Source organism: Mucilaginibacter gracilis, assembly GCF_003633615.1.
Classification (GTDB): Bacteria; Bacteroidota; Bacteroidia; order Sphingobacteriales; family Sphingobacteriaceae; genus Mucilaginibacter; species Mucilaginibacter gracilis.
Genome location: NZ_RBKU01000001.1, coordinates 4,894,377 through 4,909,467, shown reverse-complemented (window position 1 = coordinate 4,909,467; position 15,091 = coordinate 4,894,377). Strand labels below are relative to the sequence as shown.

At 39.1% G+C, this 15,091-nt stretch carries 14 protein-coding genes; 4 read left to right on the top strand and 10 right to left on the bottom strand.

Features of this window, described 5'->3' with window-relative positions; all coding sequences use genetic code 11:
* The first annotated feature begins 345 nt into the window (after positions 1-345).
* Positions 346-1,929: a reverse transcriptase domain-containing protein gene (locus BDD43_RS21875; protein ID WP_121199786.1), complete on the top strand. Its 1,584-nt coding sequence runs from the start codon at positions 346-348 to the stop codon at positions 1,927-1,929.
* 191 nt (positions 1,930-2,120) lie between these two features.
* On the opposite strand, the gene gapS4b is transcribed toward BDD43_RS21875, so the two are convergent.
* The 4 genes from gapS4b to BDD43_RS21855 form a co-directional block, all read right to left on the bottom strand.
* Positions 2,121-3,248, bottom strand: a complete 1,128-nt coding sequence (gapS4b, locus tag BDD43_RS21870; protein WP_121199784.1) for a GapS4b family protein — start codon at positions 3,246-3,248, stop codon at positions 2,121-2,123.
* Positions 3,245-4,153: a GapS4a family protein gene (gene gapS4a, locus BDD43_RS21865; RefSeq protein WP_121199782.1), complete on the bottom strand. Its 909-nt coding sequence runs from the start codon at positions 4,151-4,153 to the stop codon at positions 3,245-3,247. Before gapS4a ends, gapS4b begins: the two co-directional genes overlap by 4 nt.
* A 330-nt stretch (positions 4,154-4,483) precedes the next feature.
* A complete protein-coding gene (locus tag BDD43_RS21860) occupies positions 4,484-5,737 on the bottom strand; it encodes an arsenic transporter (RefSeq protein WP_121199780.1) in 1,254 nt (417 codons plus the stop codon).
* 12 nt (positions 5,738-5,749) lie between these two features.
* Positions 5,750-5,944 (bottom strand): hypothetical protein, encoded by a 195-nt coding sequence (locus BDD43_RS21855; protein WP_121199779.1) that lies wholly within the window; start codon positions 5,942-5,944, stop codon positions 5,750-5,752.
* Positions 5,945-6,064: 120 nt separating this feature from the next.
* Here BDD43_RS21855 and BDD43_RS21850 point away from each other — a divergent pair, with 120 nt between their 5' ends.
* The 3 genes from BDD43_RS21850 (at position 6,065) to BDD43_RS21840 (ending at position 7,705) form a co-directional block, all read left to right on the top strand.
* Entirely contained in the window at positions 6,065-6,340 is a 276-nt protein-coding gene (locus BDD43_RS21850) for a glycoside hydrolase family 97 N-terminal domain-containing protein (RefSeq protein ID WP_121199777.1), read from the top strand.
* Complete coding sequence (locus BDD43_RS21845; RefSeq protein WP_246001714.1) at positions 6,264-6,476, top strand: glycoside hydrolase family 97 C-terminal domain-containing protein; 213 nt, start codon at positions 6,264-6,266, stop codon at positions 6,474-6,476. Before BDD43_RS21850 ends, BDD43_RS21845 begins: the two co-directional genes overlap by 77 nt.
* A 410-nt stretch (positions 6,477-6,886) precedes the next feature.
* Positions 6,887-7,705 (top strand): glycerophosphodiester phosphodiesterase family protein, encoded by an 819-nt coding sequence (locus BDD43_RS21840; protein WP_121199775.1) that lies wholly within the window; start codon positions 6,887-6,889, stop codon positions 7,703-7,705.
* Between the two features lie 522 nt (positions 7,706-8,227).
* Here BDD43_RS21840 and BDD43_RS21835 read toward each other — a convergent pair.
* From BDD43_RS21835 to BDD43_RS21810, 6 genes are all read right to left on the bottom strand, one after another.
* Complete coding sequence (locus BDD43_RS21835) at positions 8,228-9,028, bottom strand: universal stress protein (protein ID WP_162847141.1); 801 nt, start codon at positions 9,026-9,028, stop codon at positions 8,228-8,230.
* A gap of 17 nt (positions 9,029-9,045) precedes the next feature.
* Positions 9,046-10,470: an inorganic phosphate transporter gene (locus tag BDD43_RS21830; protein ID WP_121199771.1), complete on the bottom strand. Its 1,425-nt coding sequence runs from the start codon at positions 10,468-10,470 to the stop codon at positions 9,046-9,048.
* 332 nt (positions 10,471-10,802) lie between these two features.
* The gene (locus BDD43_RS21825; protein ID WP_121199769.1) at positions 10,803-11,891 is read right to left on the bottom strand and encodes an alkaline phosphatase family protein; all 1,089 of its coding nucleotides are present in this window, start codon (positions 11,889-11,891) and stop codon (positions 10,803-10,805) included.
* Positions 11,892-11,900: 9 nt separating this feature from the next.
* Positions 11,901-13,136, bottom strand: coding sequence for an alkaline phosphatase family protein (locus BDD43_RS21820; RefSeq protein WP_121199767.1), 1,236 nt, complete (start codon positions 13,134-13,136; stop codon positions 11,901-11,903).
* 60 nt (positions 13,137-13,196) lie between these two features.
* Entirely contained in the window at positions 13,197-14,777 is a 1,581-nt protein-coding gene (locus BDD43_RS21815) for a SusD/RagB family nutrient-binding outer membrane lipoprotein (protein ID WP_121199766.1), read from the bottom strand.
* Positions 14,778-14,797: 20 nt separating this feature from the next.
* Entirely contained in the window at positions 14,798-15,046 is a 249-nt protein-coding gene (locus tag BDD43_RS21810) for a hypothetical protein (protein WP_121199764.1), read from the bottom strand.
* Positions 15,047-15,091 lie beyond the last annotated feature (45 nt).

The window sequence follows — 15,091 nt, the reverse complement described above, 5'->3', positions numbered from 1 at the left end:
GATGCTGAAATGTTTACTGTTATATGAAGAGGATAACAGGTAAGAGATTGTTATGTATGGCCTCTATTTGACCAGTTAGAGCCTTCATGCCTTCAACTACTCGCGCGAGTAGCTGAACCAATGAATGAGCTATAATATGTTCTATAGTGCTGATACAGCAACCTACGAATATACGTATAATTATGTGAGTTATCAATAGCATAATAGTTGTTGTGAAATTATATATTAATCCGTGTGTTACATTTGGAAAAAATAGTGTGACTCAGTTATTGGGTGCTGGCTTTACCGTTAAGTAAGTATGTTTATCAACAAAATCCGTTACACCTCGCTGCAAGGCTTTTTATTATGATTCCCCCCTTTAGTGAAAGACCGCCCTGGTTAAAAGGCAGGGGCTATCTGCATATCACACCGAAAATCGATGTTTATAAAAGGTACGCTGAAATATACCATAAGGTTAATGATGAAACCTTTGTTGCGGAACATGGTTTTTTCCCCCTAATCCACTCTGTTATTAAGGAAAGGAAATTCAAAAAAATCCCAAATGGTACTGGCCGCGCTCATTCTTATAAAAAAGGTGATGAATATAAAAAGACAGCTAAATTAAGGCCGTTACACTATGCCACCCATATTGATGCGTTAATTTACGGCTGTTACGCAGAAAAGCTTTTAAAGCTATATGAGGTCGAATTACAAAAATATCCCGGGTTGACGGACTGTGTAATCGCGTACAGAAAAATAGAAGTTGATGATCCTGATAACGAAGAAGATGATGAACTTCCTGGGAAAAGTACTATACATTTTGCCCACGAAGCATTTGAAGAAATAAAAAAACGGTCAGTTGACGGCTGTGTAGTGTTAATGTTTGATATAAAAAGTTTTTTTAGCGAGCTCAACCATCAGAAGTTAAAAAAAGCTTGGTGCGATTTATTACAAGTAGAGAAGTTAGATCAGGCACACTTTAATGTTTTCAAAGCAACAACCAATTTTAGGTATATCTTAAAGGATGAATTACGAATTAATCCATCGAAATCAGGCCGGCGTGGTGGCTTTGATGAAAAGAAACTTGCCTCAATACGAAAACATGAGGGAATCGAAGCATTCTTTTCTTCAATTGATGATTTCAAGAACGCTATAAAGAACAAAAAACTAAAAGTCTATAAACACCCGTTTATGAAGGATAACCGGCCCGTAGGTATTCCCCAGGGATTACCCATCAGCGCGGTGTTGGCTAATTTATATCTTTTGGAGTTTGATAAGGTGATTTTAGAAAAAATCGTCAATAATGCCGATGGCTTTTACAGGCGGTACTCTGATGATATTATGATTGTTTGTAAACCCGATGAAGCAGACGGCATAGAAAAATTCATCCTTAATGAAATTAGGGAAAGCAAAGTTGAAATAAGCGAGGATAAGACAGAGAAGTACCTGTTTCAATATGAACAGATAAGCCCACGAATTAACCGAATTACCTCTACTCTTATTTCAGGCGGCAAAATAAAGGTTGGAAATCCGTTAACATATTTAGGATTTGAATTTTACGGTTATCGAACGTTAATAAAGTCGGCAAATTTGGCAAAATACTACCGCAGAATGATTTCTTCTGTAAGTAGAAAAGCTGGGCGGGCGCTCAAAATCAGTGAAAGTTTAGATAGTACTCCCGCTATTTTTCCGAGACAGCTGAGGAAGATATATAATAACGTAAATCTCAATAAAGAGAAAGTATATAGGAAACGTAAGATGCTTGTAAAAAACGATCAAGGATTTTATTCTTTCATATTTAAAGCGATTCCTGCTAAGTCAGGTAGTAATTACTTTTCTTACACAAAAAGGGCCAGCTCAATAATGGTGCAACCACAAATAAATGATCAAGTAAGAAATCATAAAAGAATTTTTTACGCATCAATGGCGAAACATTTAAAAAAACGTTAATTCCAACCCTTTATTAAATTAAAAAAAATTACTATGTCTTTTACTAAACATAGACCAGAATGTATTAAAATTAGATTTGATTGCTTTTTAATTGAGATTCCAGAATAATGCGATATAACTGTATAAATCTTTCCGGCACTTATTCTCTTTGTATGGTTATTAAAATCTCAATCTAATGAGGAATATGATGTTTATGCGCTTTTAAACTTGTCATAAATATCAAATTTGATCCTGTCAATTTCATCAAGTAAGCGCTTGGTGATTTCATTTTTCTTCATCACATGTGACCTGTCAAAAATATAGCACTTGTTTGGAACGATAATTAGTTCAGCTTCTTCATAATCATTTCTTGAATAATCAGGAAATCCTATTTGCAATGTAAATGTTCCCTGTATCCCACCTATGTCAAATCTATATAATGCTTCAACACTCCAAAGAATCAGTAATTGATAATTATCTGTTTTTAACAAAAAATCAGTATTTTGAATAGATTTTCCCCTTAGAATCACCTTAGATTTGTCGTTCATCCATTTTAATTCATCAGGTAACTGAATGCTCGGGTCTGGCTTAAATTCAATATCACTTATGTCTTTATACTCGACCTTTAAAACATTGTTATTTAGTTTGTTGGCCAGATTAAACAAAAAGTAAAAACGGTTCTCGTGTGTGAAGTCTTTGAAAATTATGTTTTCGGCTTTTTTTGATTTGTCAATATATCCTCTGTCACTGAAAGAACTCTTTAAATTTTTGCTAAGGATAGAGAGAACCTGTTTTGTTTCTTCTGATGTGTGGGTTTTGGTCAGCCGTAATTGTTTCTTTGTTGTGTCTAAATTCAAGAAGACCTCAGCCTTAAAAGAACTTTTTGACTCATACCAGCTTTTATTCAAATCATCTCGTTCTATTTCTAAAATGATTTTGGCCTCATTGTCATTGGAAGAATCAAAATGAACAATCGGAGTACTTAATAATCTAAAATTGCAATTATTTGGAATTAAAGCAGTAAGAATTTGGCTCTTATTTTCATTGATAGCTTCTTTTAATGTCTTATCACCTTCCCACTGAAATATTTCATTCGTCCTTTTAGGATTATCTTCTCTTGTTCCCTGTGATTCTTTTAAAGAATCAAATTCGCCTGGGCTTATTAAGGTAGAGGTAATAAATGAGACGGAATTATTTTTTGAATAGTCATATAAAAACACCCCTCTGTTTCTTAGAAATAGTTTAATATCTGTTTCAGTAAGAAACGACTGATTTAGAAATCCCCTAATTGCTTCGCCAAAGGGGAGTATTTTATCAATAGACTTTAAGCTTTTTTTCATCGTATTCTAAATCGGTTATTGTTATAATTAGCTATATGAATTTTTCCTGTGAAATTATTATTTGAAAATTCACTTTTTACAATATTAAAGTCATTCAAGTGCTCTAATTCATCGTAATCAGGAAATGCAAGCAAAATTTGATTGGGTAAATTTGTTGAGAGTTCTTGAGCAAGCCCAATTATTCGACGCAAATTATTCTTATTAAAGGATTCCGAAGTAACAATGGATAATGTAATTATATTATTTTCAGTTGTCTTAAAAGGAAGTATCGGACTGGAAATAAATTCTATCGGTAATAAAACACCTGAATTAACTTTCGTTAACGGATTTATGTTTTGGCCTGTATTTGGGTAATAGAACTCAAAGCCTGGATTAGTAAAAATACTTTTTATAAAGAAAATCGAAGTTAGTAAAAAGTCAACTTGAATATTGTCTAATAGTATGATTTTAGTGCGGTCATATGGAAGATCTACTCGAATATTCTTTAGTTCCTCACGTAAATCAGTAATGGAATCCTTATGACACAACCAGATTAATACACCAATATCTTCAACAATATTTCCGTTAAGCATTTGATTGGCACCTGACTTTTCTTCTGAAAAATCAAATGAGTGCATCATCTCAGATAGTTCAATCAAATGTGCTTTAGCTAATGTCTTATAATTATCTGGATATTTTTCTTTGTGATATTTAACCGAAATAAGAATGTTTTTGATAGAGTTATCTATTAACGGGCATTCATAAGACACCAAAAAATCAATACCATAGGTAAGTTTATCATACTTGTCTTTGAATAAGTTTGTTAATTGAATGCCTTTTTGAGCTTGTCCCCAACCAATCTCCTTTAAAAAGTCATCAACAACTTGTTCGCCAAACTCACCGATTTTTTTTGATAATTCTCCCATCTTGTATAAATAATTAGTATCTGTAATGATAATTAAACAAGATCGGAATTTGGTGTATTACAGAAACTTGTTTAGGTTGTTAAGTCAAATATATATTTTATATTATTAACTCCCATACTTCAAGCTATATTCATTTTTTGAATACGGTTCAATCAAAAACGGGTTAGATATCTCAAATCGGCCTCAATCATCAAATAGAGAGGCCAAACGTTTAAGATCATCTAAAAATTGGTTCGTGGGGACGTCGGGTTTGAGTACTCAGAATCGAACAAAAAGGCTGACATTTATTGTCGGCCTTTTTTGTTAGGACAACATTTCGCTTATTTTGGATCAAGCAGATATCCATAAGGCAGCTAATGCGGCAATCAGTGCCATTGTCATGATAATACTCCCTAATTTCAAGAATGTCCAGGCGCTTACTTCCTGGTCTTCCCTTCGTAAAGCAACCAGCCAAAGAATAGTGGCCAGGGAGCCGGTTATAGAAAGGTTTGGCCCAAGATCCACGCCGATGAGGACAGCGCTTTTCACTATTTCCGGTGTATGACCGATTTGTAAGACGTTTCCGGCGATTAGCCCCGCCGGCAGGTTATTTACCAAGTTACAGGTAACCGCAATTGCGGCACCACTAAGCCAGGCTGCGCCGGATACTGACTGAGAGATGCTATGGTTTAAAACCGAAGTTAAACTTTGGATCATACCTGTTTTATTCAATGCTTCAACCACCACAAATAAGCCGGCCACTAGCGGAAGTACCGCCCATGAGATGCCTTTGATAATGATTAATGGGCTTTTTTTGGCCCTGAACAAAACAACTGCCGTTGTAATGATGCCTGTGATGGCAGTTGGCAATCCGAGCTGAATATCAAGTGCCGACGAAATCAATAAGATGATTGCTGCCGCCGCGATACCGATTAGGGCTGTTTTGCCGTCTTGACTCAGCTTTGGCAAGTCGATATCTGTTTTGATCTTTTCTTTAAAACAATTGCGCTGGGTAAAATGCAGCGCAAAATAGGTTACCACTATGGCACAAACAGAAGGTATTAAATATTGCCCCAGCCAATGCATTAAAGAGGGCATATGGCTACCGTATATCACCAGGTTAGCCGGGTTGGATATCGGTAACATGAAAGATGCTGCATTGGCAATAAACGCGCATATTAGCAAGTATGGCAACGGTTTTTCTACGTTTGCGGCCTTTACCGCGGCGGCTACTGCAGGTGTTAATACTACTGCCGCTGCATCGTTAGAAAGAAAAGTGGTAACCACCACACCCACCAAGTAAATGAGCAGGAATAGCCGGTTTGCTGAGCCCTTGGCCATTAAGGTGGCATGGGCTGCCAGCCAATCAAATAGCTTTTCTTCCCGCGCAGTTTCGGCCAACAGCATCATGCCGGTTAAAAAAAGATATACGTCCAGGCCCTTGGAAATGCCGGATACAGCCTCTTCGGGTTTTATCAACTGAAAGATGAGTAATAAAATGGCACCGCTCACCGCATAAACCGCTTCGGGCAGGTTTTTGAACGGCCTGATAATGACGCCGGCAATAGCAAGAAATGAAATTATCCAGATAATGGTATTATTCATAAAAATAACTGTTTATAATGAGGGCTTTCCATTTCTGTTTGGGCCCAGCTGTGTACCAAAAATGCCGTTTTCTGGCCATGCTTCTATAGCATCAGCATCACTGCCGTTTTTTGTTCTTGGTTTGTTAACTATTTGTTTACTTAAATATTCAATATGATGCCGTCCGGGCCTGCCTGTTTCATCAAAAGCTTCCGCAAATATCTTCATAATTTTCTCTGTCAAAATTTTATAAACATAAAATAAATTAACGAACAGTGATTAACCATGATAATAGTAATTTGGGCGATACTGTGCAGATAACCGGTGCAGCGGTGTTAAGCACGATTAATGAAAACAATGCAGTTTGAAGGAAACCACATCATGGCGCATAACCGCGCCAACGAGGCCGAAATCCCCGTGGCAGCATCGGGCCACAAATTCAGTATCATTGCTCGTGTTTATAACGACTTTGTTGCCATTCGTTACGCCATTCCTGCAAACTCCAAACGTATCGATGGCGAGCAAACGGCTATTGCCTTGCACCAGCATGGGCAATGTAGTGGCCTTTGCACGCCGCAACAAGGGCGATACCTGGTGGATAGGCGTAGTGAATGGAGCCGATGAGCGGGAAATCAAAATTACGCTGGAATTTCCGAACAAGAAAACTAAGGCTTCACTTATTTATGATGGAGTAACCAACACCAGTGTTGATAGGCGAGAGCAAACGGTAACCAAGCAAGAATGTAATAATACGGGCTAAAACATAATTGATGCTTGCAGCACAGCCGTTTAAAAACTGTTATTTATTGAATTTGTAAAAACGAAAAAAGACGGTAAACATACTTTGCCGCTATCGCCATAGGGTAAACGCACCAAAATAATCGCAGAATTGAAGTGCAATTAATTAGGCTCTGCCGAGAAGCAAATTTCATTTTGAAATAGATGTAGTTATGCTGAACTTCGGGAAGTTAAATGCAAGGAAAAATGCAGAGAGTAACCTAAAAGCGGAGTAAAAACCGGGGTGCCTAACTGCCGGTTCCAGTCGTTAAACCATGTTTTGTTTTTATCTGTGTTCTCCATTAATTAAAAAAACTAAGGGTTATCGCCATTAACTATAGCGGAACCGCGCTGTATCAAACTAAAATTTCTAAATTATAAATATACCTATCCATGAAATTAATGTTTTTATCATTAGCCTGTTATTTTGTTGGTTTTCAGGCTAGTTATGTGCCTAATCCGGTACCTAAGGCTCGCCATCAATTTATTGTGATTGCCCATCGTGGAGATCATATCAACTACCCCGAAAATACTTTGGCTGCCTACGCGCAAGCTATAAAAGATGGTGCCGATTATGTGGAGATAGACCTGCGTACAACTAAAGACGGGAAACTGATAAGCCTTCACAACGAAACGGTTGACCGCATGACCAACGGAACCGGGCTGGTAAGTGAGCTTACTTTTGATGCGATAAAAAAGCTAAGCATAAAGGCTATTAATAATGCGCAACCCGCAACCTATACCATACCCGGTTTTGAAGAAATACTAGCCCTGTGCAAAAACAAGATCAATATTTATATTGATTTTAAGGAGGCCGACCCGGCAGTTGCCTTTGCTATTTTAAAAGGATTTAAAATGGAAAAGCAGGTGCTGGTATATATTAATAAACCTGAGCAGCTTACGGCATGGCGACGGGTGGCTCCGCAAATACCCTTAATGCTTAGTTTGCCCGAAACCGTAAACGACAGCATTGGCATGGTGAAATTTATAGAACTTGCTAAGCCCGACTTGCTGGACGGAAACTATAAACAGTATACGCCGCAATTAACAGCTATAGCTAAAAGCCACCAATTACCACTATGGCCCGACGCCCAAAGCCAGGCCGAAGGCCCGGAGGTATGGCAAGACGCAATTAATAAAGGTTTGGTTGGTTTACAAACCGACCATCCGCAACTGCTTATAAATTATTTAAAGCACGTAAAACTCCGGTAGCATCGGTTTGCCGTTTATGCCCACTTTATTATGTTAATGGTGATAAAACGATCGATATTTCATCGTTGCAATAATACCGTTTTCGTTAACGGCGGCGGTTAAGGGTTTACAACGCATATGATGTAGAATTGTATGTTGCCTTTAAAAACTGCTCGCGTTATTTATACCGGCAAACAGTTTTATAGCGATAGTTTGATGAGGAAAAGTGACCGTGGGTTTTAAGCCTTTGGGCGTGGGGTATCCTACATTGCCACTTAGGCATTGCCGGTGTTTACGGCTCGGATAAAAAGATTATAGGGTACCAAGGTCTTATAAAAAGGGGTTGATATGGTACCGATGACCTGGATAAGCACTTGGATCTATTAGCGCAATACCTGCTGAGCGCTTGCATATTCCCCATATTCTCAGCCGTCGCCGGGAAACCGGCCTTGGCGGAGCGGACCTTTAACCGACTATTCGGCCGTGATATGGCTGTTCCGCAAAATACAAATCATGGCCAGCGTTTATTCGTTAATATTTCTATTATTCATGCAGTACCAAAATAGCTTTAACCGAGCGGTTCATTACCTGGTTAATGGTACTACGATTAAACAACCGGTAAATAATATTATGATGATGTTTAACCAAACAAAGCATATCGGTGTCGTGTTGCTCAATAAATTCGGTAATACCATTAAGCGCGCTACTGTTTTGAATATAATTGAACTCCAGGCTAGGTATACTGATCAATTCCTGCAACTTTTTTTCGCCGGATTCAATATGTTTTGATCCTTCCTTTTCATCAACATATAAAACCTGCATTTTTTTTAATTTAAATGCAAGCACTATCTCGTTCAATGCGCTTACATCTTCGGCAGATAACTCGGTTTGATAATCGGTAGCCAAAGTAATTACGGGCACATCCGGGAAGCTGCTGGTTAAAGGTATAATAAGCGTAGGTATCTTTACTTTCGAAACCATCATACTGGCATTACTTCCAACAATACCGCTGATGCCTGTAGCGCCTGTAATACCCATTACCAATAATTCTACCTCATGGTGCTCTATGTATTTGGTAATTACGTTTTTTAAGAATCCTACATCACACAATGTTTCTATATTTTCTCCGTAAGGGCTTACCCATTCTTTTAATGCCCTTCGTTTATTATTATAGTAATCCTCAATAAAAATGGCATTATAAGTACTGTTATTAATGCCTTCGGTAGGGTGTATGGCATGTATAACACATATTTCCCGACCTAGAATTTTGGACAGCGCAGCTGCATAGGCCAGGGCATTAGCAGCACTTTCAGAAAAATCGGTAGCAACCAGGATCTGTTTCATATGGTATGAATAAAGTACTATATAAATAAATGAAAAAACATGAATAACAATACCGCTAATATAATAGCAACAGGTAAAGTAAGTACCCATGCCAGTGCTATACTTTTTAAGGTTTTATTGTTGAGGTTACCTTTACCGCCAGAGGCAACCATTGCACCGGCAATACCGCTGGATAACACATGGGTTGTACTCACTGGCAGTCCGAATGCTGTACTGAGCCCTATAGTAGAGGCCGCCACAATTTCGGATGTAGCACCCTGAGCGTAATTAAGGTGTTCGTTACCTATTTTTTCGCCTATGGTAACTGCAATTCTTTTCCAGCCTATCATGGTACCCATGCCAAGCGATAACGAAATAATGGCAATTACCCATACCGGCGCAAAGTTTGTTACCTGTTCTAATTCGTTAGCGGCAGTTGTAAAGGTGCTCTTGTCCTTATCGCTTAAAGTTACCTTTTTATCTTTCAGTAAACTCCGCACGTTAGTAATTACACTTTCTACCTGCTTGCGGTAACGATAGGTTTTGGCAACTTCTTTTTCATTTTTTTCGGCTAATGAGCTTTTAGTACGGGCAATATTGGCCTTCAAATCCATCAATACCGATTTGCTATTTGTAGCATAGTTAAGTTTTGCAGTAATAACTTGTTCGCTTTGGTTAAGTGCTTTTAAAACCCTGTCGTTTGAAATAGCATGATTAACAGCAAATCTGGCTGGCATAAAGGCAATTAATATCAGCATAAATAAACCAACGCCCTTTTGCCCGTCGTTACTGCCATGAAAAAAGCTAACCAAAGTACATGTTGTGATGAGCAAAAGGCGGATATGAATAGGAGGCCGGTCGTTTTCACCGGAAGGGATATGAAACAAAGCATGAGATTTAGTTACATGCTTTAAAAATAGCATAAGTAATGCAGCGGCACCGAAGCCTACAATGGGGGACAGGATAAGTGAAGAACCAATTTCGCCTGCTTTGTCCCAATTAACACCCGGGCCGTTATAATACCAGGTAAAAGCTAAGCCGGCGCCAATCATAGCCCCAATCATGGTGTGAGAACTGGAGCAGGGTATGCCCAAGTACCAGGTACCCAAATTCCAGATAATAGAAGCTAATAAAACGGATAAAACCAGGCATGCGCCAACGCTAACGGGCAGGGTCATTAGTTTATCTAAGGGTACTAATTTTAAAATACCCATAGCAACGGTTACGCCTCCTAAAGCTACACCCAAAAAGTTCCAGACCCCAGACCATGGTATAGCATAAACAGGTTTTAGTGCTTTGGTATAGATTACTGTGGCTACTGCATTTGCAGTATCATGAAACCCGTTTACGAATTCAAAACCTATTACCGCCAGGATACAAAAGAAAAAAACGATCAATAAAGATCCGTTCATATCTAAATGGCCCAGAAAAGGCAAAATTATCGTGATACTTGATGGATACATAGCTATCAAATTACAGGTTATTATATTGCTTTAAGGTGTTTTAAATGTTAATATATTGTTACTATGATTTTAAAAAACAGGCATTTACACGTAATTAAGCATTTGTTAGGTATGTTGTTGATAATCAAAATCTAAAATATCGGGGGAGATGAATGTGATTCTTCGGTAATTGTTCAATCTGGAAAAAGGCGGGTAATTTATGGCCGCTAAACCATTAGTAATACTGTGTTAATATGTAGCATCAAGCAAACTGGCCAACGCAACACCAAGGGTAGTGGGTCGGCCAGTTTAAACAACTCCACAATTAAATGGCACCAAAAACTGTCAGACGATTATTTTGTAACAGATGGTATAGCATCTCCAACTTCGTGTCCCGCTTTCACTTTAAAATCAAACCCCAGCAATTTGGATATGGTTTGAGCCAGTTGTTTATGCGAGGTGCTTATGTCTTTCATTTCTCCGGTTGGCGGGGTATCGGGGCCAATTACTGCAAACCAGGTTTGTTCAGAATTAGGAACGTCTTTTCCATGGCTTCGCCATCCGTCAAGCGTATCTCCTCTTCCGTGGTCGCAGGTAATAATTAGGGTGGTTTTATCCTTATAAATAGGGTCTGATTGTATTATTGCCCATAGTTGTTTAATAAAACCATCTTCCTGATGAGCGCGATCAAGATAAAACTTGTAGTTACCGGCATGTGCCATATCATCTGTTTCGTCAAAGGCAATATATAGGGCGCGTGGTTTAAATTGCTTAAAGTACTGCTTTCCAAATTCAAAGGTTAAAAAGTCTATCCGTGTTGAATCGCCCAGATATTGAGGTGCTTCATGTTGCAGTTCGTTTAAATACTTTAACGAGCTGTTCATGCCTGGTACATCCAGGTCGGCGTAGCCTGAGTTAACCAACAGGCCCGACCTTTTAACATTCAATATTTGCGGAAAGCGCTCCCATGACGAAAAAGCAGCTACCTTATTTTCAAACCCTTTTTGCCTGTTTAAAAATTCCAGCAAATTAACGTTAGGGTTAGTAATAGGGTCATTGGTATTCATGCGTTTATCTGGGAAGCCTGTAAATATTTCATTGTAACCAGGATAAGAAAAGTGATACGGGTTTGATACTTCATCTTTGCTGCCCAGGTCCCGATTGCCATAAAGTTGCCCTTGCTGAACAATAGTTGACCAAAAGAAGGGGAACAGCATTTTACGGCGCTGCTGTGGTGTAGCGGCGTTAAAGCTTTTACGCACCAATTCCTGATCGCTGGTGTATTTTGAATTAACCAGAGACGAATCGGCACCACGGTAAAGTTCCTGCCATCTCAGGCCATCAAGCGTAACTATGATTACGTTTTTTGTTTTATTAGTTTGCGCAAAAAGCGATTGCGCTGCCAGGGTAATGGCTGCCATCAATAAGGCTATTTTTTTCATAGGTAGTTTCTATTTAATTGGTTTAATAAACCACCGGTTTAAGGTGTTACTCTTGGTTTGCAATTCAATTTTGTATAAGTCCGAGGGTTTGCTCTTTACATCTACGTCCACATATTGCTGTCCGGCTGGAACCGTAACCTGTGTAGCATAACTATCAAACCCGCCGGTTTTAAAATTATTTGTAGTAGTTATACCAATGGTTACTTTCTGGTTATTATTCCAAGCTTTCCAGCTAATGTGCAGGCTGCCGTTTTTTAATATCACCTGCGCGTTGCTTATCGCAATATTGCCGATAAAGGAAACACCATCCAGTTCGCGTTGGGTTTCACCAGGCAAATTGATATGCATAAAGCCGGCTATAGAAGGCAAAATATCAACAATGGCCAATTGGCCCGAGGTAAAGTAGGCGTTTGGTTTTTGATTGGTTGCTATCCAGGTTGTACGTTCGCGGTCGGATTGACCGCCATGGTTTCTGCCTGTTTTAGCATCGCGCCCATGATCGGTTGTTAACACAATCATCCAGTCTTCTTTATTATGTTCTTTTCGGTAACGCAAAGCTTCCATAATTTGGCCCACCTGCTCATCTACATAAGCTACAGCTTTCATTTGCTGCTCACTATCGCCAAATCGGTGGCCGATGTCATCGGTATGTTCCAGATATACCCACGAAAGATCGGGGCCATTCATTTTAATGCAATTGGCGGCTTCGGCCACAACCTTGTTATCTATCAGATGGGTGTATTTGCTCAGTTTATCATGCGGAAACGCCACCGTATCCAGTTCATAACCATCGTACTTGTAATCAAATTTGATGTTACCTGCCGCTTGTAGCGCCTCGCCGATAAGTTTGGTGCGGTTATCTAGCCAGGTAGAAAAAATAGCTATCTTTTTATCCGGCTGTTGCTCTTTAAGTAACCTGAAAATGTTTTTGTAGTGATAATTTGGCGCGCTGATATCATTATCCCACACATTATGCTTATTGCCCCATGTACCGGTAAGCAAATCATTATACCCTGGTGCAGATATGGTTGGTGTTTGGTTGTAAGCACCTTTATCACCGCCAACATGCGCACGGGAGTAGGCTCCCTCGGCTATCATTTTTTTAATATTGGGGGTATTGGCTTTCTCCAAAACATCAGCAGGAATACCATCGGCAATAATGAACACTACTTTTTTATGCGCTGTTTGGGCAACACATAAGCCAAGGTTTAATAGGCCGGCAAGCATCAATACGTATTTTTTCATCTATTCATCAAAATTAAAAAGAGGCATAACTTTGGGTTATGCCTCTTAACATTCTTTTATTTATTTAAGTATCCACATGGTACCGTTAATATCATCGGTAGTACCGTATTGGCTGCTCACTGCTGCGTTGTAATTAGCGGTGTTGGCAGTACGTTCTGACGATGGATATTGAAAACGTAGTGCAATATGCCCGCTGTTACCCGTGCCTGTTCCGGTAGTAAAGTTAGGTACTGCTGTGCGGCGATAGGTGTAGTAAGATTCTAAACCGTTATGACGAAAGCCTGCAAGGTATTTTTGTTGCAGTATTTGCGTTAAGCCTGTTGTACCGCCAGCATATTTAACCGCCGGCTGGTTGTAAAACGTATCCCAATTTGTAGTGATGGTATAATTATCATAATTGGAAGCAAGTGCCGGATTAGTAGAACCCGGACGGTAAAAAGATGCGGTAAATGTGCCCGTTACCGGTATATTATACCATTGGAATGATGCCTGAATACCTTTAATGTAATAGTCTTCGGCGTTACCGGTAACCCAACCGCGGTTAATGCCTTCGGCTATGTTAAGCATTTGCTCCATGTAACCTACTTGTATGCTTGGCTCACCGGTAAATGTTGAATAATAGCGTTTGCGGCCAATAAATGAGTATTGGCCCTGTATGGCGTTATTATACATAATACCTAAATCCAAACCAGGGTCGGCACCAACAAAAGAGGCAAAATCGGTAGCGCTTTGCCCTTGGTTATCAACCAGGTAACGTGCCGGATCTGCGGTGATAAACACCCTCGGATCTTTTGATGCAGTAAGCAAGCTTACATAAGTGCTGCTCATGTTTTTACGACCTGCGTTTTGCCCAAAGTTGCTTGGTGTTTCAGGATAGTAATTTGTTGGATTAAGAAACACGTATTGTAAGTTATCGCTTAACGAAGTCATCAACGGATACTTGGCTGGGTTGTTAACTATTGACGCAAATTGTGCGGCAACATTTAAATCGGTATCCGATGTTTTTTTGCTCAACTCCAACAGCATTCTTAATCTAAAAGCATTTACTACCTTTCTCCATTGGGTTAAATCTCCGCTTGTGAAAAATATGTCACCATCAACCGTTGTAATACCCGAGTTAATGAGCGTAGTAAGGTCGGTATTTGCATCTTCCAGCCACTTGAAAATTTGTATAAATACTGCTTTCTGGGTGTCATATGCAGGGGTTAAGTTATCAAGTCCCTGTAAAGCCTGTGTCATGGGTATATCACCCATTTGCAAGGTCATTTTCGAAAAAAAGTAGGCCCTAAAAAATTTACCTAATGCACTATAAGGTTTTGTCGACGGGATATTCGCTTTTGCTGCCGCTTGCTCCATTAAAATTACGTTTTTTAACGTGGTGTAATTAAATGTACCTGCACCAAAATCGTAACGGTTATTACCGTAATAATCATAATTGTACAAATGATACTGGCTCCATATTTCGTATTGGCCATCCGGACCGTCGGGTAGGCTGTTAACCACGCCCTGTAAAAGTAACGACGCAGGGACATCGGTAGGTACGTTGTTATTCGTCGTTAGCTTATCAAAGTTTTTTTGGCAGCTTGTTGATGTAATTGTTACAATGCCTAAGGCCAAAAATGTTTTGTATATCGTTTTCATAACTATTTACTGATTATAAATTAAAAGGTAACGTTTACATTAAAGCCATAACTTTTTACCGTTGGCGATTGCAGTACGGTACTTGTTGAATTACCATTGTATTGATCCATGTCCACATCTTTAAACATGCTATTGCCATAAAAATAAAGCAGGTTACGGCCTACTGCCGACACTGATAATTTTTCGATAGCTATTTTTGATAACCATTTTTTAGGCAAATCGTAACCTATGGTTACTTCGCGCAGTTTGGCAAAAGTTTTACTGGCCAAATTGGTTGATGTAATGTTGTAATATTTACTTACACCCGTAGTGCA

Bases quoted from the DNA above. Each gene is read 5' to 3' on its own strand.
- BDD43_RS21875 (WP_121199786.1), top strand. From the start codon at position 346: ATGATTCCCCCCTTTAGTGAAAGACCGCCCTGGTTAAAAGGCAGGGGC.
- gapS4b (WP_121199784.1), bottom strand. From the start codon at position 3,248: ATGAAAAAAAGCTTAAAGTCTATTGATAAAATACTCCCCTTTGGCGAA.
- gapS4a (WP_121199782.1), bottom strand. From the start codon at position 4,153: ATGGGAGAATTATCAAAAAAAATCGGTGAGTTTGGCGAACAAGTTGTT.
- BDD43_RS21860 (WP_121199780.1), bottom strand. From the start codon at position 5,737: ATGAATAATACCATTATCTGGATAATTTCATTTCTTGCTATTGCCGGC.
- BDD43_RS21855 (WP_121199779.1), bottom strand. From the start codon at position 5,944: ATGAAGATATTTGCGGAAGCTTTTGATGAAACAGGCAGGCCCGGACGG.
- BDD43_RS21850 (WP_121199777.1), top strand. From the start codon at position 6,065: ATGAAAACAATGCAGTTTGAAGGAAACCACATCATGGCGCATAACCGC.
- BDD43_RS21845 (WP_246001714.1), top strand. From the start codon at position 6,264: ATGGGCAATGTAGTGGCCTTTGCACGCCGCAACAAGGGCGATACCTGG.
- BDD43_RS21840 (WP_121199775.1), top strand. From the start codon at position 6,887: ATGAAATTAATGTTTTTATCATTAGCCTGTTATTTTGTTGGTTTTCAG.
- BDD43_RS21835 (WP_162847141.1), bottom strand. From the start codon at position 9,028: ATGAAACAGATCCTGGTTGCTACCGATTTTTCTGAAAGTGCTGCTAAT.
- BDD43_RS21830 (WP_121199771.1), bottom strand. From the start codon at position 10,470: ATGTATCCATCAAGTATCACGATAATTTTGCCTTTTCTGGGCCATTTA.
- BDD43_RS21825 (WP_121199769.1), bottom strand. From the start codon at position 11,891: ATGAAAAAAATAGCCTTATTGATGGCAGCCATTACCCTGGCAGCGCAA.
- BDD43_RS21820 (WP_121199767.1), bottom strand. From the start codon at position 13,136: ATGAAAAAATACGTATTGATGCTTGCCGGCCTATTAAACCTTGGCTTA.
- BDD43_RS21815 (WP_121199766.1), bottom strand. From the start codon at position 14,777: ATGAAAACGATATACAAAACATTTTTGGCCTTAGGCATTGTAACAATT.